This window comes from Citrobacter sp. A316 (assembly GCF_002042945.1).
Taxonomy (GTDB): Bacteria; Pseudomonadota; Gammaproteobacteria; order Enterobacterales; family Enterobacteriaceae; genus Citrobacter; species Citrobacter portucalensis.
Window position 1 is genome coordinate 13685 of record NZ_MVFZ01000005.1, and the last position, 14035, is coordinate 27719.

Consider the following 14035-nt stretch of genomic DNA (forward strand, 5'->3'; position numbering starts at 1 on the left):
TAGGCCGGGTAAAACGCGTTAGCGTTGCCATGCTGTGCCAGAGCTACACGCACTCAATTCTCGCTGGCAACCCCTGACGCACCGCCGCACCCGACACCCAGTCAAGCCAGGTATTGGCTACCTGTCGGGTTGGGTCCGCAAAACCCAACTCGTTGAGATTAATCCCCGACTTAATCTGCTCATCAAACGCCATCGGCTCGCCGTCGAGGGTATGCCGTGCCGCGCCCATTTCTTTATGCCCGTAACCATGTTCAATGGCGATGACACCCGGCATGACGCCATGCAGCAGGCTTATCTGTGCCTGTGCCTGACCGCCTGGGGTGGTGATACGAACGATATCGCCATGTGCTAAACCATACCGCTGACCATCCTGTGGATTGAGCGCCACCAGATTAACCGGCTTCAGATGATGCAGGCGCGGGATCACCGCCGTGGCGCTGGACATGGTATTGGATTTAAAAGAAATCAGTTTCAATGGCCATTCTTGTTCCGGGAACAACTCCTCTACCGCACGCCCATCTGACAGGCGCGAAGGATACCAGGCCGGGCAGCCGCTGTAGCGCTCGCCGGTAATCGCATGGCGGTGCGCGGCGACGTTCGCATTCCAGATTTGGAGCGGTTTTTCCCAGGCATTGCCGACGCGGTTATCCACTCGCCCGCTGTTGTCCGGCGCAAAGCGCCCACCGCGGGAGTAGATAAACGCCACTCGGCTGATTTCATCGGTTTTCAGCGTTTTCGTCATCACGGGCATGATCCGCTGTACCCCGGTCAATGCAATGTCTTCCGGCTGTGCCTCGGGGACCGGCGCTTTGCCCATAAACGCAATATTGGCGGCGAGGCGCAGGTAGTAATCTTCCGCACGGTTCAACGGATAGTGGTTGCCTTGCGGATCGGTAATCGCATTGTCGCCGAATCCGGGTAGCCCGATGCGTTTTGCAACCGCAATACAGAAAGACTCCATAGAGGCCGGTTGACCGTCAGCGGTGCTACTGGTCGCGGGTCTGACGACCGGCCAACGCGCGGTAGTGGCTTTGCTGGCCACGCCCGCCCACGGGGCGCTGAATCCCCAGCTTTCGAAGTTGTGGGTATCCGGCACGATGTAATCTGCCAGCGCCGTGGTTTCGTTCATAAAGGCGTCAATTGCAATAAACAGCGGCAGACGAGAGGGATCCTTGAGCTTTTCTTCCGCCACGCTGCGCAACCCCGCAATGCCGTAAAACGGGTTGGTCATGTTTGAGATCCAGGCTTTCAGCGGATAAGGGTAACCTTCAAGCGCCGAGACGAGGAGTTCGGTAAGCTGACCGGCGACAAACGGATACCACGGGGCTTTGGCCGGGAAGGGTGATTGCCCGGCTGCCACCTTATTGCGGTACTCTTCGGAAGACTCATAAGCGGTTTTACTGCGCGCGATGCTTAACCCTTTTGGTTTCACCTTCCCGGCGAAACTGTCCATGTTGTAGCGCGGACCGTCGGTGGCACCATTGAATTTGCCGCCGCCGACGAACACGCCGCCTTCAAGGCTGAGGTTGCCAATCAGCGCATTGAGCATCATCACCGACCAGGCGTTATAAAATCCATTGCCTGCCATCATTCCGCCGTGCGTGATCACTGCCGCTTTACGCCCGTGGCGGGTGAATGCGTCGGCCAGAGCACCAATGTCTGCTTCTGACACCCCGCACTGCTGGCTGTACTGCGTTAGCGACAGTTTCTCTGCGGACTCACGCAGACACTGGAAGCTACTTTTTACCGTTACCGTCTGCCCGTCAGCCAGCGTCACTTCGCGGGTAACAAACAGCTGCGCGCGCGGGCAACTGCTGGCGGCGACAATCTCACCGGCCTCGTTGACGACAACCGGCTCCTGGGCGTCGTTTGCACTCAGATGGGCGAGGGTCAGGTGCTGTCCGGCAAGCGTTGGAATTTCATCGGTAATCACCAGATGTGTGGCGTTAGTCCAGCTTTTTTCTCCCGCCTGCTGCATGGCCTGCACGCCGGGAATGGCGAGATAATCAGCGTTATAGCGTTGCTTATTGATAATCCAGCTTATCATCCCCATTGCCAGCGCGGAATCACTTCCCGGTCGTACGGGCTGCCAGTGGCCGCGATCGTCAGCCAGCACCGTGGTTAATGGCAGAGCAGGTGCTACCACAACATAACGGAAGTCGTCACGCAAACGGGCGCTGGCCAACTGGCGGGCCTGGCGCTTAAACGGGTTGCCGGATTGCGCCGGAGAGGTGCCCATAAACAGCGCGAATTCGACGTTATCCCAGTCGGGTTTCACGTGGGTATTTTTATCCAGATCGCCCATTAACGCACCGGAGCCGGCCCGATAGGCCAGACCGCAGTAAGCGCCATGAGCACCGAAGTTTTTACTGCCGAAACTGTTCAGTGCGAAGCGACGTAAAAAGGTATCACGTCCTTCATCGCTGGTATTGGTGACCAGCAGTTGATTGGATTTCGGGCCAAAGCCGGGATGTTTCGCATCAAGCGGTGTAGTGGGATCGTGGATGGCTCTCAGACCATCAACGTGGCCTTCACCAAACAAATCGCCACCTTCCACCACCTCTTTGATCAGCTGTTCGAAGCTGATGCGCTGCCATTTTCCCTCACCGCGTTTACCGACGCGCTTCATGGGCTCCAGAATACGTAGCGGGCTGTACAGACCTTCGAGTAAGGTTGCGCCGCGGGCGCAGGCGGTGGAACGTGCGTCAAGACCTGACTCCCCGGCCAGCTGTTCCATTGCCGTGGCAAAGGGGACAGAGGCGTCTATATGGTGTTCGTGCGACAACGGATGATAAGGGTTGCCCGCAATGCGCAGCACTTTGCCTTGTTCAGTGTCAACGCGAACCCGCACACCACACTGCGTCCAGCAACCAAAGCACTGCGTCATGGAGATCACCTGCTGCGGGTTTTGCTGCCAGTGAGGCCGGGCGTTGGCTTCGGGGATGAGCGCGTTGGCAAAAATGCGATCACGGGTGATTTTTCCCGAGGTTCCGTCCAGCAAACCGTCTATCGCGCGCTTTGCCACATCCCGATAACTCAGGCCAAAAGTCACCATGCCACCTACGGCAAGGCCCACTTTAAGCCACTGACGACGGGTTAAATTAGCCATGTTGCATTCTCCTTGCGATCGCGTTCAGGGCTTCACGAACAATAATAATCAGTGCTATCCACAGGCCGAAGGTACCCACAATAGCCAGCCAGCCATCGGTACCGCCGGGCAGGGTGTAGGGATTAAACTGCGCGTTAAATTTCGGTACAGTCTGCACCTGGATGAGTAACGTCCAGCGCATTAACCAGCACAGCGCCATGGCGCTAAAAGCGAGTAATATGCGCAGCGGTAGCGACAAGGGGTAACGTACAACCAACCCGCAAAGAGCAAGCGAAACAAGCCATAACGCAACCCAACCGATAGCGTAGTGTTGTGCTGAAGAAGCAACATCCAGCCACTGACGGATAGCCGAACCGGAAAGCGTATTACCGCTCGCCCAGATCACCACCACGATAGCCAGCGCGATCAACGTGACCATTTGCCCCCACGCTAGCTTACGCGGCAGTACGTCCTGGCTATTTGTCGTGGCAACAAGCAGGGCAAGAAACGTTTGCAGCGCGCTGAGGAACATTGCAACCGGAAAGGCGTAACTGAACCAGATGGGACGCGCCTGTACCACCGACACTTCACGGCCGGTGTAGACCAGCAATCCGATGGCGGACAGGGCGCTGCCAAGTGCTAACCATTTTGTGACGCTGTAACTTTTTAGCGTTAACCGTTTAACGTGCTGCGCCAGAAACCACAAACCTAAAAAACCGGTAAACAGCGGTAAAAATAACGCGCCCCACGGCATCCAGGACCATGGCGTCGGATACGCATAGAAATGCCAGACACGGGCGGTTTGGTGTAGATCGGCGGTCAGCGCCAGTGGTGCGGTAATCGCGCAGGTCAGGGCGATTAACAGCGTCAGATTCTCCAGGTCTGCCGTTTCTTTTTTGCGCCAGTGGAGAACGCAGGCGAACAGCGCGGCGCAGGCGGCAATGCCGATGAAAAAGAAATATTGTACGGCCCAGGGTAACCAGCTTACGTCCTGGGGATGGGCCAGAACCTCGTCGATAATCAGTGAATGGGTCATTTAAACCTCCTGCCAGAGTGCTGGTTGAGCACGTCCCATCAATGGGGTGACAAACGCCTCATCCAACCCCAGATAGAACACGTGAGGAGACGTACCGCTTTCCGGCTTCAGGACTTTGATGGCGTCATGGTGTTCATGCAGCATTTGTGAAATGCGGCTGTGCGGATCTTTAATATCGCCAATGATTCGTGCGCCGCCGACGCAGGATTCCACACAGGCCGGGAGCAGACCCGCTTCGAGGCGGTGAACGCAAAAGGTACATTTATCGGCGGTTTGCGTTTCATGGTTGATGAATCGCGCATCATAAGGGCAGGCCTGCACGCAATAGGCACAGCCCACGCAGCGCGTGTTGTCGACCACCACAATGCCGTCTTCGCGTTGGAAAGTGGCCTGTACCGGGCAAACGGGTACGCAAGGGGGATTATCACAATGGTTGCACAGTCGCGGCAGCAGGACGTTGGTGACGCTTTGCTGGCCTTCAATCTGCACTTGATACTGGTTGACGAGGGTACGAAATTCGCCCTGTGGCGTCTGGTTTTCAATAGCGCAACTGACGGTACAGGCCTGGCAGCCGATACAGCGCCGCAGGTCAACCAGCATGGCGTAGCGATGCTGTTGTGAGCCTTCCCGGCGTTCAGGCGAAAAGGGAAATTGCGCCTGAGCCAGCGGAACCAGTGATGCGCCAGCGGTCAGGACGCCCAGTTGCTGGAGAAACTGCCGTTTACTGCTGTCCATATTTTCTCCCGTCACGATGCAACAACGAAACATTGGTCACGCCGTTGATTTGCGTGTGATGAATAAAGAATCTCAATGATTTACAGTGTAAAAATCGTGACGGGGTATACTCTATTGTGGTTAACCACATACCCGGCTTGTTGTTGATCTAAAACAACATAATTGACAGGGATAATTGAGTGGGACGCAACGTAGTAAGATGTCTGGCGGTGCTGGTGTCGCTGTGGATGCTAAGCGGCATGGTCAGGGCGCAGACATGGAACATTGGCGTTTTGGCGATGCGCGGGGAGGTCTCCACACGTAATCACTGGCAGCCGCTGGAAACATTTTTGAATCAGCAAATCCCCGGTGAGCAGTTTCATATTCAACCACTGGACCTGCACCAGATGCAGGAGGCGGTGAATCGTGGAACGGTACACTTTGTGGTCACCAACCCGGCGCAGTTTGTCCAGCTAAACAGCCGCTCAGCGCTACGCTGGCTGGCGTCGTTACGCTCCACCCGTGGTGGGAAAGCCACCAGTAACGTGATTGGCAGCGCGATCCTCGTCAGACGCGACAGTGGGATCACCTCCGCACATGATCTGATCGGTAAAACGGTTGGCGCCATTGATGCTCAGGCGTTTGGCGGCTATTTGCTGGGATTTAAAGCGCTCAGTGATGCCGGTTTGCGCCCCGAACGCGATTTACGTCTGACGTTTACCGGATTTCCCGCCGATGCCTTACTCTATTTATTACGTGAAAAAGCCGTGCAGGCGGTGATCGTGCCGGTGTGCCTGCTGGAAAAAATGGATGAAGAAGGCCTCATTCGTAAAACCGATTTTATGACCGTGTTGAACCATCCGACTTCAATTCCCTGTTTAACCAGTACGCCGCTCTATCCTGACTGGTCATTTGCCGCACTGCCAGCAGTGAGCGATGAACTGGCCGATCGCGTCACGCGGGTGCTGTTCAATGCACCGCAAAATGCGACGTTTCGCTGGGGCGCGCCCGCCTCGACCCGCGAAGTAGAAGCGTTGCTGCGGGACGTCCGCCAACATCCGCAGCAGCGCCAGCTGTGGCTGGATGTCAAAAGCTGGTTTATTCAACATCGGTTGGCGATGGGGGCCGTGGTCGTCGTATTGCTGTTGCTGACGCTCAATTACATCTGGGTAATGCTGTTGGTTCGCCGACGCGGCAGGCAGCTAGAGCGGAACAACGTGTTGTTGCACAAACAGGAACAGGCGCTGGAGACTGCCCGCCAAATGAGCGTGCTGGGGGAGATGACCTCCGGTTTTGCCCACGAGCTCAATCAGCCGTTGTCTGCTATCCGCCATTACGCCCAAGGCTGTTTGATCCGCCTGCGCGGTCAGGATGAGCAGCATCCGTTGCTGCCCGCGCTTGAGCACATCGACGCCCAGGCACAAAGGGGAGCCGATACGCTGCGCAATCTCCGGCAGTGGGTCAGCCAGGCACAGGGCAATCCGGTACTCACCGATGACTGGCAAGCCATCAACGTTCACGATGCTATCCATTACGTCTGGCAATTATTGCGCATGCCCCAGCAATTCCCGTCGGTAACGCTGCACACGCAGGTTAGTAAGGCGTTAGCGTTGATGCTGCCAAGCGTTCTTCTTGAGCAGGTGCTGGCTAATCTGGTACTCAATGCCGCCCAGGCAGGCGCTACGACAGTATGGTTTAGTGCCCTGAATAAGGATGATGGTGTGCGTATTCAGGTGCAGGATAATGCCGGAGGCATTGACGAGGATCAGTTATATCAGGCGTTTCAGCCGTTTATGACCACCCGCAAAGAAGGTATGGGACTAGGACTGGCCATTTGTCAGCGACTGGTGCGCTACGCAAACGGAGATATTGGGATCCAAAATCAGCAGGCCCCGGACGGAAAAGCGGGGGCGAGAGTGACATTGTATTTTAAACCAAATCGGGAAGGAGGCCGTTGTGGCGATAATTCATCTGCTGGATGACGACACTGCCGTCACCCAGGCCTGTGCTTTTTTATTGGAAAGTCTGGGATATGAAGTGTCTTGCTGGGAGCAAGGCGGGAAGTTCCTCACCGAAGCAAATCTGTACCAGGTGGGCGTACTACTGCTGGATATGCGTATGCCGGTTCTGGATGGGCACGCTGTGCATGAAATCATGCGTCAGAAAGCAAGCACGCTGGCGGTGGTCTTTCTCACCGGGCATGGCGATGTGCCGATGGCGGTTGAGCAAATGAAACGTGGCGCGGTCGATTTTTTGCAAAAACCGGTGTCAGCCGTGCCGCTTCAGGCAGCATTAGAACATGCCTTGCAGGTCTCCGCAACGGCGTTCTCGCGACAAGAGATCATCTGCTGCTATCAACAACTTACGCCAAAAGAACGGGAATTGGCGCATCTGGTAGCAAAAGGATTAATGAATCGGGAAATTGCTGATGCCATGAATATTGCCGTGCGTACGGTTGAAGTGCACCGGGCGCGGGTGATGGAAAAAATGCAGGCAGGAAGTCTTGCTGAGCTTGTTAATCGACTTCAGAGAATTCAGTAGAATGATGACATTTCTTTGATTTTCATTGAATTTTGTCTAAATCGTCAGAGTGATATATGCTGTTGGTTTGAGTTAATGACGAGCGGGCAAAAATGGGAAATCAGACGAAAGACGACGAGTTGTACCGTGAAATGTGCAGAGTAGTCGGTAAAGTAGTGCTGGAAATGCGCGATCTGGGACAAGAGCCTAAGCATATCGTCATTGCGGGAGTACTGAGAACCACCCTTGCTAACCAGCGTGTCAAGCGCAGTGAGTTAGAAAAACAGGCTATTGAGACCGTTATTAAAGCATTGGCCGGTTAATTCATAAAAAGAGGACTGCAGAATTTTTTAGCCGTCCTCTTATTCTCGATAGGTTAATCTATCAATCTATATAATTTATCTCCGCTAATAATTGGCTGTAGAAAACTATAAATATCGATATGTATTTATTTATATATCGATGGCCGTGCAGCATTATATTTGGGAGAGGGGTCACAAGTATTTTTAATCTAAATAGGCTGCTATCTCACTCCATTTCTTAATGATAATGAATCTCACTCCGCATTAATTATATCCCTTCCGTTTTTTAATTGATGACGATCAAAACTATGCATGCTGAATAACCACATTATTTCTACGCCTAACCCTAAAGGATTAGATTTATTCAGTTTAACCACCGTCATTTACGCGATCAGGTTAGGGCAAAAATTTACGTGTTGTTGGCAACATTAACCGCCCGATATGGCTTGAGCTGCGCTGGTTTAAATTAGCCTGGATGTGTTGCTACCACAGCATTTGCGAAGAGGATGCGAAATAAATGAACCAGGTTGATCGTCCATTTTTAGATTGTGGTTTAACGCGACTAGAATTCCTGCGGATATCAGGGAAAGGACTGGCGGGATTAACGATTGCCCCCGCGCTGTTATCCCTTTTTGGTTGTAAGCAGGAAGATGTCGATAGTGGGACCGTGGGGCTTATCAATACGCCGAAAGGGGTTCTGGTGACCCAGCGAGCCCGTTGTACGGGCTGTCACCGCTGTGAAATTTCCTGTACCAATTATAACGATGGTGCCGTAGGGACCTTCTTTTCCCGGATAAAAATCCATCGCAATTTCTTCTTTGGCGATGATGGCGTCGGGTCCGGTGGTGGGCTGTACGGTGATTTAAACTATACCGCTGATACCTGCCGACAATGTAAAGATCCGCAGTGCATGAAGGTCTGCCCAATAGGTGCAATTACCTGGAAACAGGAAGACGGTTGTATTGCGGTGGACCACAAACGCTGTATTGGCTGTAGCGCGTGTACCACAGCCTGCCCGTGGATGATGGCGACCGTAAATACCGAAACGAAAAAATCCTCAAAATGCGTGTTATGCGGGGAATGCGCCAATGCTTGTCCGACTGGGGCATTAAAAATTATCGAGTGGAAAGATATTACTGTTTGATAGATAGCAGGCATACCTGATTCGCGCCATTAATTGCCAAAAATACCGCAGTTTTGAATAAAAAAGCTGCCTGAAGAATGGCGGGTATATCTATTAAACCTTCTTGCAAAGGAAAACATGATGGCTAATGGTTGGACAGGTAATATTTTACGGGTCAATCTCACCACGGGTAATATCACCCTTGAAGATTCCAGTAAATTTAAAAAATTTGTCGGTGGGATGGGCTTTGGTTATAAAATTATGTACGACGAAGTCCCGCCAGGCACCATGCCTTTTGATGAAGGGAATAAGCTGGTTTTTGCCACCGGACCATTAACGGGGTCTGGCGCTCCCTGTAGCTCCCGCGTCAATATCACCTCCTTATCGACGTTTACCAAAGGTAACTTAGTCGTAGATGCCCATATGGGCGGTTTCTTTGCTGCACAAATGAAATTCGCCGGTTACGACGCCATTATTATTGAAGGCAAGTCCGCATCACCGGTCTGGATCAACATCAAAGACGATAAAGTCAGCATCGAAAAAGCCGATTTCTTGTGGGGCAAGGGGACTCGCGCCACAACTGAAGAGATTTGCCGGATTACCAGCCCGGAAACCTGCGTCGCTGCTATTGGGCAGGCGGGTGAGAATCTGGTGCCACTGTCCTGCATGATCAACAGCCGCAACCACAGCGGCGGCGCCGGTACTGGTGCGGTGATGGGTTCCAAAAACCTGAAGGCCATTGCGGTAGAAGGGACCAAAGGGGTCAACATTGCCGATCGTAAAGAGATGAAGCGGCTCAATGACTACATGATGACCGAGCTTATCGGCGCCAACAACAACCACGTTGTGCCAAGCACCCCGCAGGCCTGGGCAGAATACTCTTCGCCAAACTCGCGCTGGACAGCCCGTAAGGGACTTTTCTGGGGAGCGGCAGAAGGGGGGCCAATCGAAACCGGTGAAATCCCGCCGGGTAACCAAAATACGGTGGGTTTCCGTACCTATAAATCAGTGTTTGATCTGGGGCCTGCCGCAGAAAAATACACGGTCAAAATGAGCGGCTGCCATTCATGCCCTATTCGTTGTATGTCGCAGCTCAATGTCCCACGGGTGAAGGATTTTGGCGTGCCGAGTACCGGCGGCAACACCTGCGTGGCGAACTTTGTTCACACCACCATTTTCCCCAATGGTCCGAAAGATTTTGATGATAAAGACGATGGACGAGTCGTAGGGAACCTGCTCGGTCTGAACCTGTTTGACGATTACGGTATCTGGTGTAACTACGGTCAGTTGCACCGTGACTTTACTTACTGCTATTCGAAAGGTGTCTTTAAACGCGTGCTGCCAGCCGAAGAGTATGCGGAGATCCGTTGGGATCAACTGGAGGCGGGCGATCCTAACTTTATCAAAGATTTTTACTATCGACTGGCGCATCGCGTGGGGGAACTCAGTCATCTTGCGGACGGCTCGTATGCCATTGCTGAACGCTGGGATTTGGGCGAAGAGTACTGGGGTTATGCCAAAAATAAACTGTGGTCGCCGTTTGGTTTTCCTGTCCATCATGCAAACGAAGCCTCGGCGCAGGTGGGGGCGATCACCAACTGCATGTTTAACCGTGACTGCATGACGCACACCCATATCAACTTCATCGGTTCCGGTTTACCACTGAAATTACAGCGCGAAGTGGCGGGCGAGCTATTTGGATCGCAGGACGCTTACGACGAAACCAAAAACTACACGCCGATCAATGCTGCCAAGATCAAATATGCCAAATGGACGCTGCTGAAAGTCTGTCTGCATAACGCGGTTACGTTGTGTAACTGGGTTTGGCCGATGACGGTTTCACCACTCAAGAGCCGTAACTATCGCGGAGATTTGGATCTGGAAGCGAAGTTCTTCCAGGCAGTCACCGGTGATGAAACCACGCAGGCGAGTCTGGACCTGGCCGCTGAACGCATCTTTACCTTGCATCGTGCCTATACGGTCAAACTGATGCAAACCAAAGACATGCGTAATGAGCACGATCTCATCTGCTCCTGGGTATTCGATAAAGATCCGAAAATACCGGTCTTCACCGAAGGCACCGACAAGATGGACAGGGAGGATATGCGCCAGTCGCTGACGATGTTCTATCAGGAAATGGGCTGGGATCCCGAGTTGGGTTGCCCAACGCGTGAAACCCTGAACCGACTCGGGCTTGAAGACGTGGCAGCTGATTTGGCTGCGCAGGATCTGTTGCCGGCGTAAGGAACGTGAGATGACTAACGTGAGCAACGTTCTGGCACCCGTTGAGGGGCTTCCTGACGAGGTTGATAGCCAAAAGAGACACTGGTTACAGACGTTTCATCCGCAGGTAGAGCGGGTGGCTGCGCCGCAGGTTCAGGAACCCGCCAGCCCGGAGTCGATTGTGGCAGATTTTATCCGCCAGCATTCAGTAGCGGGGCAACTGGTGGCGCGCAGCGTGTTTCTGCAGCCACCTTATTCTGTCCCTGAAGCCGATCTCTCCACGCTGCTGGATACGCTGTGTCAGGACGCGAATAACGCGGATATCACCCGTGTGCAGGGGGCGGAAGATGTCCATTTCTACTCAACGCAAACCATGACGGCAAACTACGCCGACATGTGCGTGCAGGTGGTGGAAAACGACATCTGCCGTGCGATTGCCGAGACGGTACGCTTCGACGCTCGCACGTATCCTCGCCCCTATAAGGTCGCCATGTTGACGCAGCCGCCGTACAGCTTTGAATCTCAACAGATTACAGCGGCACTTACGGCCATGGAAACGCATCCAGATTACGCAGATATACGCACTGTGGAATCGTCAAATGCGGAGCCTTATCTGTTTAGCGAACGTTTTATGAGTTATGGCAAAGCGTACGGCCTGTGTGAATGGCTTGAGGTTGAGCAGTATCAGAACCCCTGAATTATTCAGGTTGATGTCATGGAACGTGTGGACGACCACTGTCACAGTATTAGAGGATAACCCGATGTCCTTCACCCGACGAAAATTTGTCATTGGCATGGGGACGGTGATTTTTTTCACCGGCCCAGGTCAAAATCTGTTAGCGAGTACCAGGAGCCCTAAAGCCGTTCGTTACGTCATGATTCACGACGAATCATTGTGTAACGGATGCAATATCTGCTCCCGGGCGTGCAGGAAAACCAACCATGTTCCTGCCCAGGGTAGCCGTTTGTCGATAGCGCATATTCCAGTCTCGGACAACGACAACGAAACGCTGTATCACTACTTCCGTCAGTCCTGCCAGCATTGTGATGATGCGCCTTGTATTGAAGTGTGTCCGACCGGTGCCTCCTGGCGAGATGAGAACGGTATTGTGCGAGTAGATACGTCTTCCTGTATCGGCTGCAGTTACTGTATTGGTGCGTGCCCTTATCAGGTTCGCTATCTCAACCCGCAGACCAAAGTGGCGGATAAATGCGACTTTTGCGCCGAATCACGCCTGGCGAAAGGTTTTCCACCGATCTGTGTTAACGCTTGCCCGGAACATGCGCTGATTTTCGGTCGTGAAGATAGCCCGGAAATTCAGACCTGGTTGCGAGAAAACAAGTATTACGAATATCAACTTGCAGGCGCCGGGAAACCCCATCTGTATCGTCGGTTCGGTCAACATTTGATTAAAAAGGAAAATGTATGAACGCGTCGCAGAATGCCGAACAGTTTCACGCCCAGCTTGCGCAGTATGTTCCTCTGTTTTCACCGGACTACTGGCCTGTGTGGTTAGTCGTTGCCGGGTTAATGCTGGTGGGAATGTGGCTGGTGCTGGCGCTTCACGCCATGCTACGCTTTCGTGCGGCGCATAAAACGTCGGCAGGGCACGGTGAGAAGGTCTATTTATATTCGAAGGCTGTTCGTTTGTGGCACTGGTCGAATGCGCTGCTATTTTTACTACTTCTGGTCAGTGGCCTGGTCAATCACTTCTCTGCCGTCAGCGCACCGGTAATGAAAAGCCTGCTTACCGTGCATGAGGTCTGCGGCTTTTTGCTACTTGCCTGCTGGATTGGTTTTGTGCTGATCAACCTGATTGGCGGCAACGGACATCACTATATTATTCAACGTCAGGGCTGGATCGCTCGTGCGCAAAGACAAACACGTTTTTACCTGTTTGGCATTATGCAGGGCGAGTCACACCCATTCCCGGCCTCACCTCGCTCTAAATTTAATCCGCTACAGCAGGCGGCCTATGTTGGCGTGATGTATGGTTTGTTGCCACTGCTGCTGATCTCCGGATTGTTATCGCTTTACCCGACGGTCGTTGGCGATCTGTTCCCCGGTGTGCGTTACTGGCTGCTTCAGGCGCACTTTGCGCTGGCAATTGTCAGTCTGTTTTTCATTTTTGGGCATCTTTATCTCTGCACTACGGGTCGCACACCGGGCGAAACCTTCAAGTGTATGGTGGATGGCTACCACCGGCATTAAGCGATGATGATTACACGAAGTGACTTACGGGTCTGGCGTGTTGGGCCCGTCATGTATCGCTGGTTTCTACGCGCATTTCCCGCAGGAGGAAGCTATGCCGATGTTCATCGCGCGCTCCAGCGGGAAGGGTATACCGATTGGGCAAATAGCCTGGTGGAATACGGCTGGTCAAAATGGCGGGAAGAGGCGAGTTTTGCTCAGCAGGATATTGACGCAATGGGGAATATTTCCGTTGAGCAAGCCGCGGGGGAAACCAGTCATCCGCTGGCGAGTGCGGAAGATTATGCCCGATTTAGCAGTGCGGGTGACAACGTTAAAATTGCCAGCGCCGGGTATGCAGCACAGATCGCCAGTGCCGGTTACAGCGTACGGATTGGCAGCGTAGGCTATAACACGCATATCGGCAGTTCAGGCGATCGCGGGCGAATAGCGATTGCGGGAAACTCGGCGCGAATCAGCAGTGTGGGCGACGGAACGCGTATCGCCAGTACCGGCATGCGCGTACGTATCAGTTCGCTCGGCGACCGAAACCGGATTGCCAGCAGCGGTGATTTAACCCAGGTAGCCTGTTTTGGTGCAGAGGCGAAAATCGCTAACTGCGCGGACAATATCCACATTATTGCCAGCGGAGAGAACGCCGTTGTTGCCAGTACCGGTGCTGTCGATTCGATAACGCTCGGTCCCGGCGGATGTGCGGCACTGGCTTATCACGATGGCGAAAGAATGCGTTTTGCGCTTGCTGTTGAAGGAGAAAATAACATTCGGGCGGGCGTGAAATATCGGCTCAACGAAGACCATCAGTTCGTGGAATGTTGAG

At 53.4% G+C, this 14035-nt stretch carries 12 protein-coding genes; 9 read left to right on the plus strand and 3 right to left on the minus strand.

The features are described 5' to 3' along the window. Positions 1–43: 43 nt before the first annotated feature. From ttrA to ttrB, 3 genes are read right to left on the minus strand one after another with little or no spacing between them, the layout of a single operon-like run. Positions 44–3109 (minus strand): tetrathionate reductase subunit TtrA, encoded by a 3066-nt coding sequence (gene ttrA, locus BZK41_RS07600; RefSeq protein WP_079937741.1) that lies wholly within the window; start codon positions 3107–3109, stop codon positions 44–46. Then, positions 3102–4124 carry a tetrathionate reductase subunit TtrC gene (ttrC, locus tag BZK41_RS07605; RefSeq protein WP_079937742.1) on the minus strand — a complete coding sequence of 341 codons (1023 nt, stop codon included), beginning with the start codon at positions 4122–4124 and terminating at the stop codon, positions 3102–3104. The genes ttrA and ttrC overlap by 8 nt, the downstream gene beginning before the upstream one ends. Next, positions 4125–4859 (minus strand): tetrathionate reductase subunit TtrB, encoded by a 735-nt coding sequence (gene ttrB / locus BZK41_RS07610; protein ID WP_079937743.1) that lies wholly within the window; start codon positions 4857–4859, stop codon positions 4125–4127. A 227-nt stretch (positions 4860–5086) separates the two neighbouring features. On the opposite strand from ttrB, the gene ttrS reads away from it, so the two are divergent. The 9 genes from ttrS to ydhT all read left to right on the plus strand — a co-directional run bounded on the left by ttrS (position 5087) and on the right by ydhT (position 14034). Beyond that, positions 5087–6820 carry a tetrathionate respiration histidine kinase TtrS gene (gene ttrS, locus BZK41_RS07615; RefSeq protein WP_139762587.1) on the plus strand — a complete coding sequence of 578 codons (1734 nt, stop codon included), beginning with the start codon at positions 5087–5089 and terminating at the stop codon, positions 6818–6820. Continuing rightward, positions 6795–7379, plus strand: coding sequence for a tetrathionate respiration response regulator TtrR (ttrR, locus tag BZK41_RS07620; RefSeq protein ID WP_079937745.1), 585 nt, complete (start codon positions 6795–6797; stop codon positions 7377–7379). Before ttrS ends, ttrR begins: the two co-directional genes overlap by 26 nt. Positions 7380–7471: 92 nt before the next feature. Beyond that, complete coding sequence (gene fumD, locus BZK41_RS07625) at positions 7472–7681, plus strand: fumarate hydratase FumD (RefSeq protein ID WP_003029345.1); 210 nt, start codon at positions 7472–7474, stop codon at positions 7679–7681. 496 nt (positions 7682–8177) lie between these two features. After that, positions 8178–8804 (plus strand): ferredoxin-like protein, encoded by a 627-nt coding sequence (locus tag BZK41_RS07630; RefSeq protein WP_003029338.1) that lies wholly within the window; start codon positions 8178–8180, stop codon positions 8802–8804. 120 nt (positions 8805–8924) lie between these two features. Continuing rightward, complete coding sequence (locus tag BZK41_RS07635) at positions 8925–11027, plus strand: aldehyde ferredoxin oxidoreductase (protein WP_079937746.1); 2103 nt, start codon at positions 8925–8927, stop codon at positions 11025–11027. Positions 11028–11037: 10 nt separating this feature from the next. Next, a complete protein-coding gene (locus BZK41_RS07640; RefSeq protein ID WP_079937747.1) occupies positions 11038–11703 on the plus strand; it encodes a YdhW family putative oxidoreductase system protein in 666 nt (221 codons plus the stop codon). Positions 11704–11767: 64 nt separating this feature from the next. Continuing rightward, positions 11768–12436, plus strand: coding sequence for a 4Fe-4S dicluster domain-containing protein (locus BZK41_RS07645; protein WP_079937748.1), 669 nt, complete (start codon positions 11768–11770; stop codon positions 12434–12436). Beyond that, positions 12433–13218, plus strand: a complete 786-nt coding sequence (gene phsC / locus BZK41_RS07650) for a thiosulfate reductase cytochrome B subunit (RefSeq protein ID WP_079937749.1) — start codon at positions 12433–12435, stop codon at positions 13216–13218. The genes BZK41_RS07645 and phsC overlap by 4 nt, the downstream gene beginning before the upstream one ends. A gap of 3 nt (positions 13219–13221) precedes the next feature. Further along, on the plus strand, positions 13222–14034 hold the full coding sequence (gene ydhT / locus BZK41_RS07655) for a protein YdhT (RefSeq protein ID WP_079937750.1): 813 nt from the start codon (positions 13222–13224) through the stop codon (positions 14032–14034). Position 14035: the final 1 nt, after the last annotated feature.

What these genes read in the sequence shown, in the direction of transcription:
- ttrA (WP_079937741.1), bottom strand. Translation starts at nt 3,109, where the DNA reads ATGGCTAATTTAACCCGTCGTCAGTGGCTTAAAGTGGGCCTTGCCGTA.
- BZK41_RS07630 (WP_003029338.1), top strand. Translation starts at nt 8,178, where the DNA reads ATGAACCAGGTTGATCGTCCATTTTTAGATTGTGGTTTAACGCGACTA.
- fumD (WP_003029345.1), top strand. Translation starts at nt 7,472, where the DNA reads ATGGGAAATCAGACGAAAGACGACGAGTTGTACCGTGAAATGTGCAGA.
- BZK41_RS07645 (WP_079937748.1), top strand. Translation starts at nt 11,768, where the DNA reads ATGTCCTTCACCCGACGAAAATTTGTCATTGGCATGGGGACGGTGATT.
- ttrS (WP_139762587.1), top strand. Translation starts at nt 5,087, where the DNA reads ATGCTAAGCGGCATGGTCAGGGCGCAGACATGGAACATTGGCGTTTTG.
- ttrB (WP_079937743.1), bottom strand. Translation starts at nt 4,859, where the DNA reads ATGGACAGCAGTAAACGGCAGTTTCTCCAGCAACTGGGCGTCCTGACC.
- BZK41_RS07640 (WP_079937747.1), top strand. Translation starts at nt 11,038, where the DNA reads ATGACTAACGTGAGCAACGTTCTGGCACCCGTTGAGGGGCTTCCTGAC.
- BZK41_RS07635 (WP_079937746.1), top strand. Translation starts at nt 8,925, where the DNA reads ATGGCTAATGGTTGGACAGGTAATATTTTACGGGTCAATCTCACCACG.
- phsC (WP_079937749.1), top strand. Translation starts at nt 12,433, where the DNA reads ATGAACGCGTCGCAGAATGCCGAACAGTTTCACGCCCAGCTTGCGCAG.
- ydhT (WP_079937750.1), top strand. Translation starts at nt 13,222, where the DNA reads ATGATGATTACACGAAGTGACTTACGGGTCTGGCGTGTTGGGCCCGTC.
- ttrC (WP_079937742.1), bottom strand. Translation starts at nt 4,124, where the DNA reads ATGACCCATTCACTGATTATCGACGAGGTTCTGGCCCATCCCCAGGAC.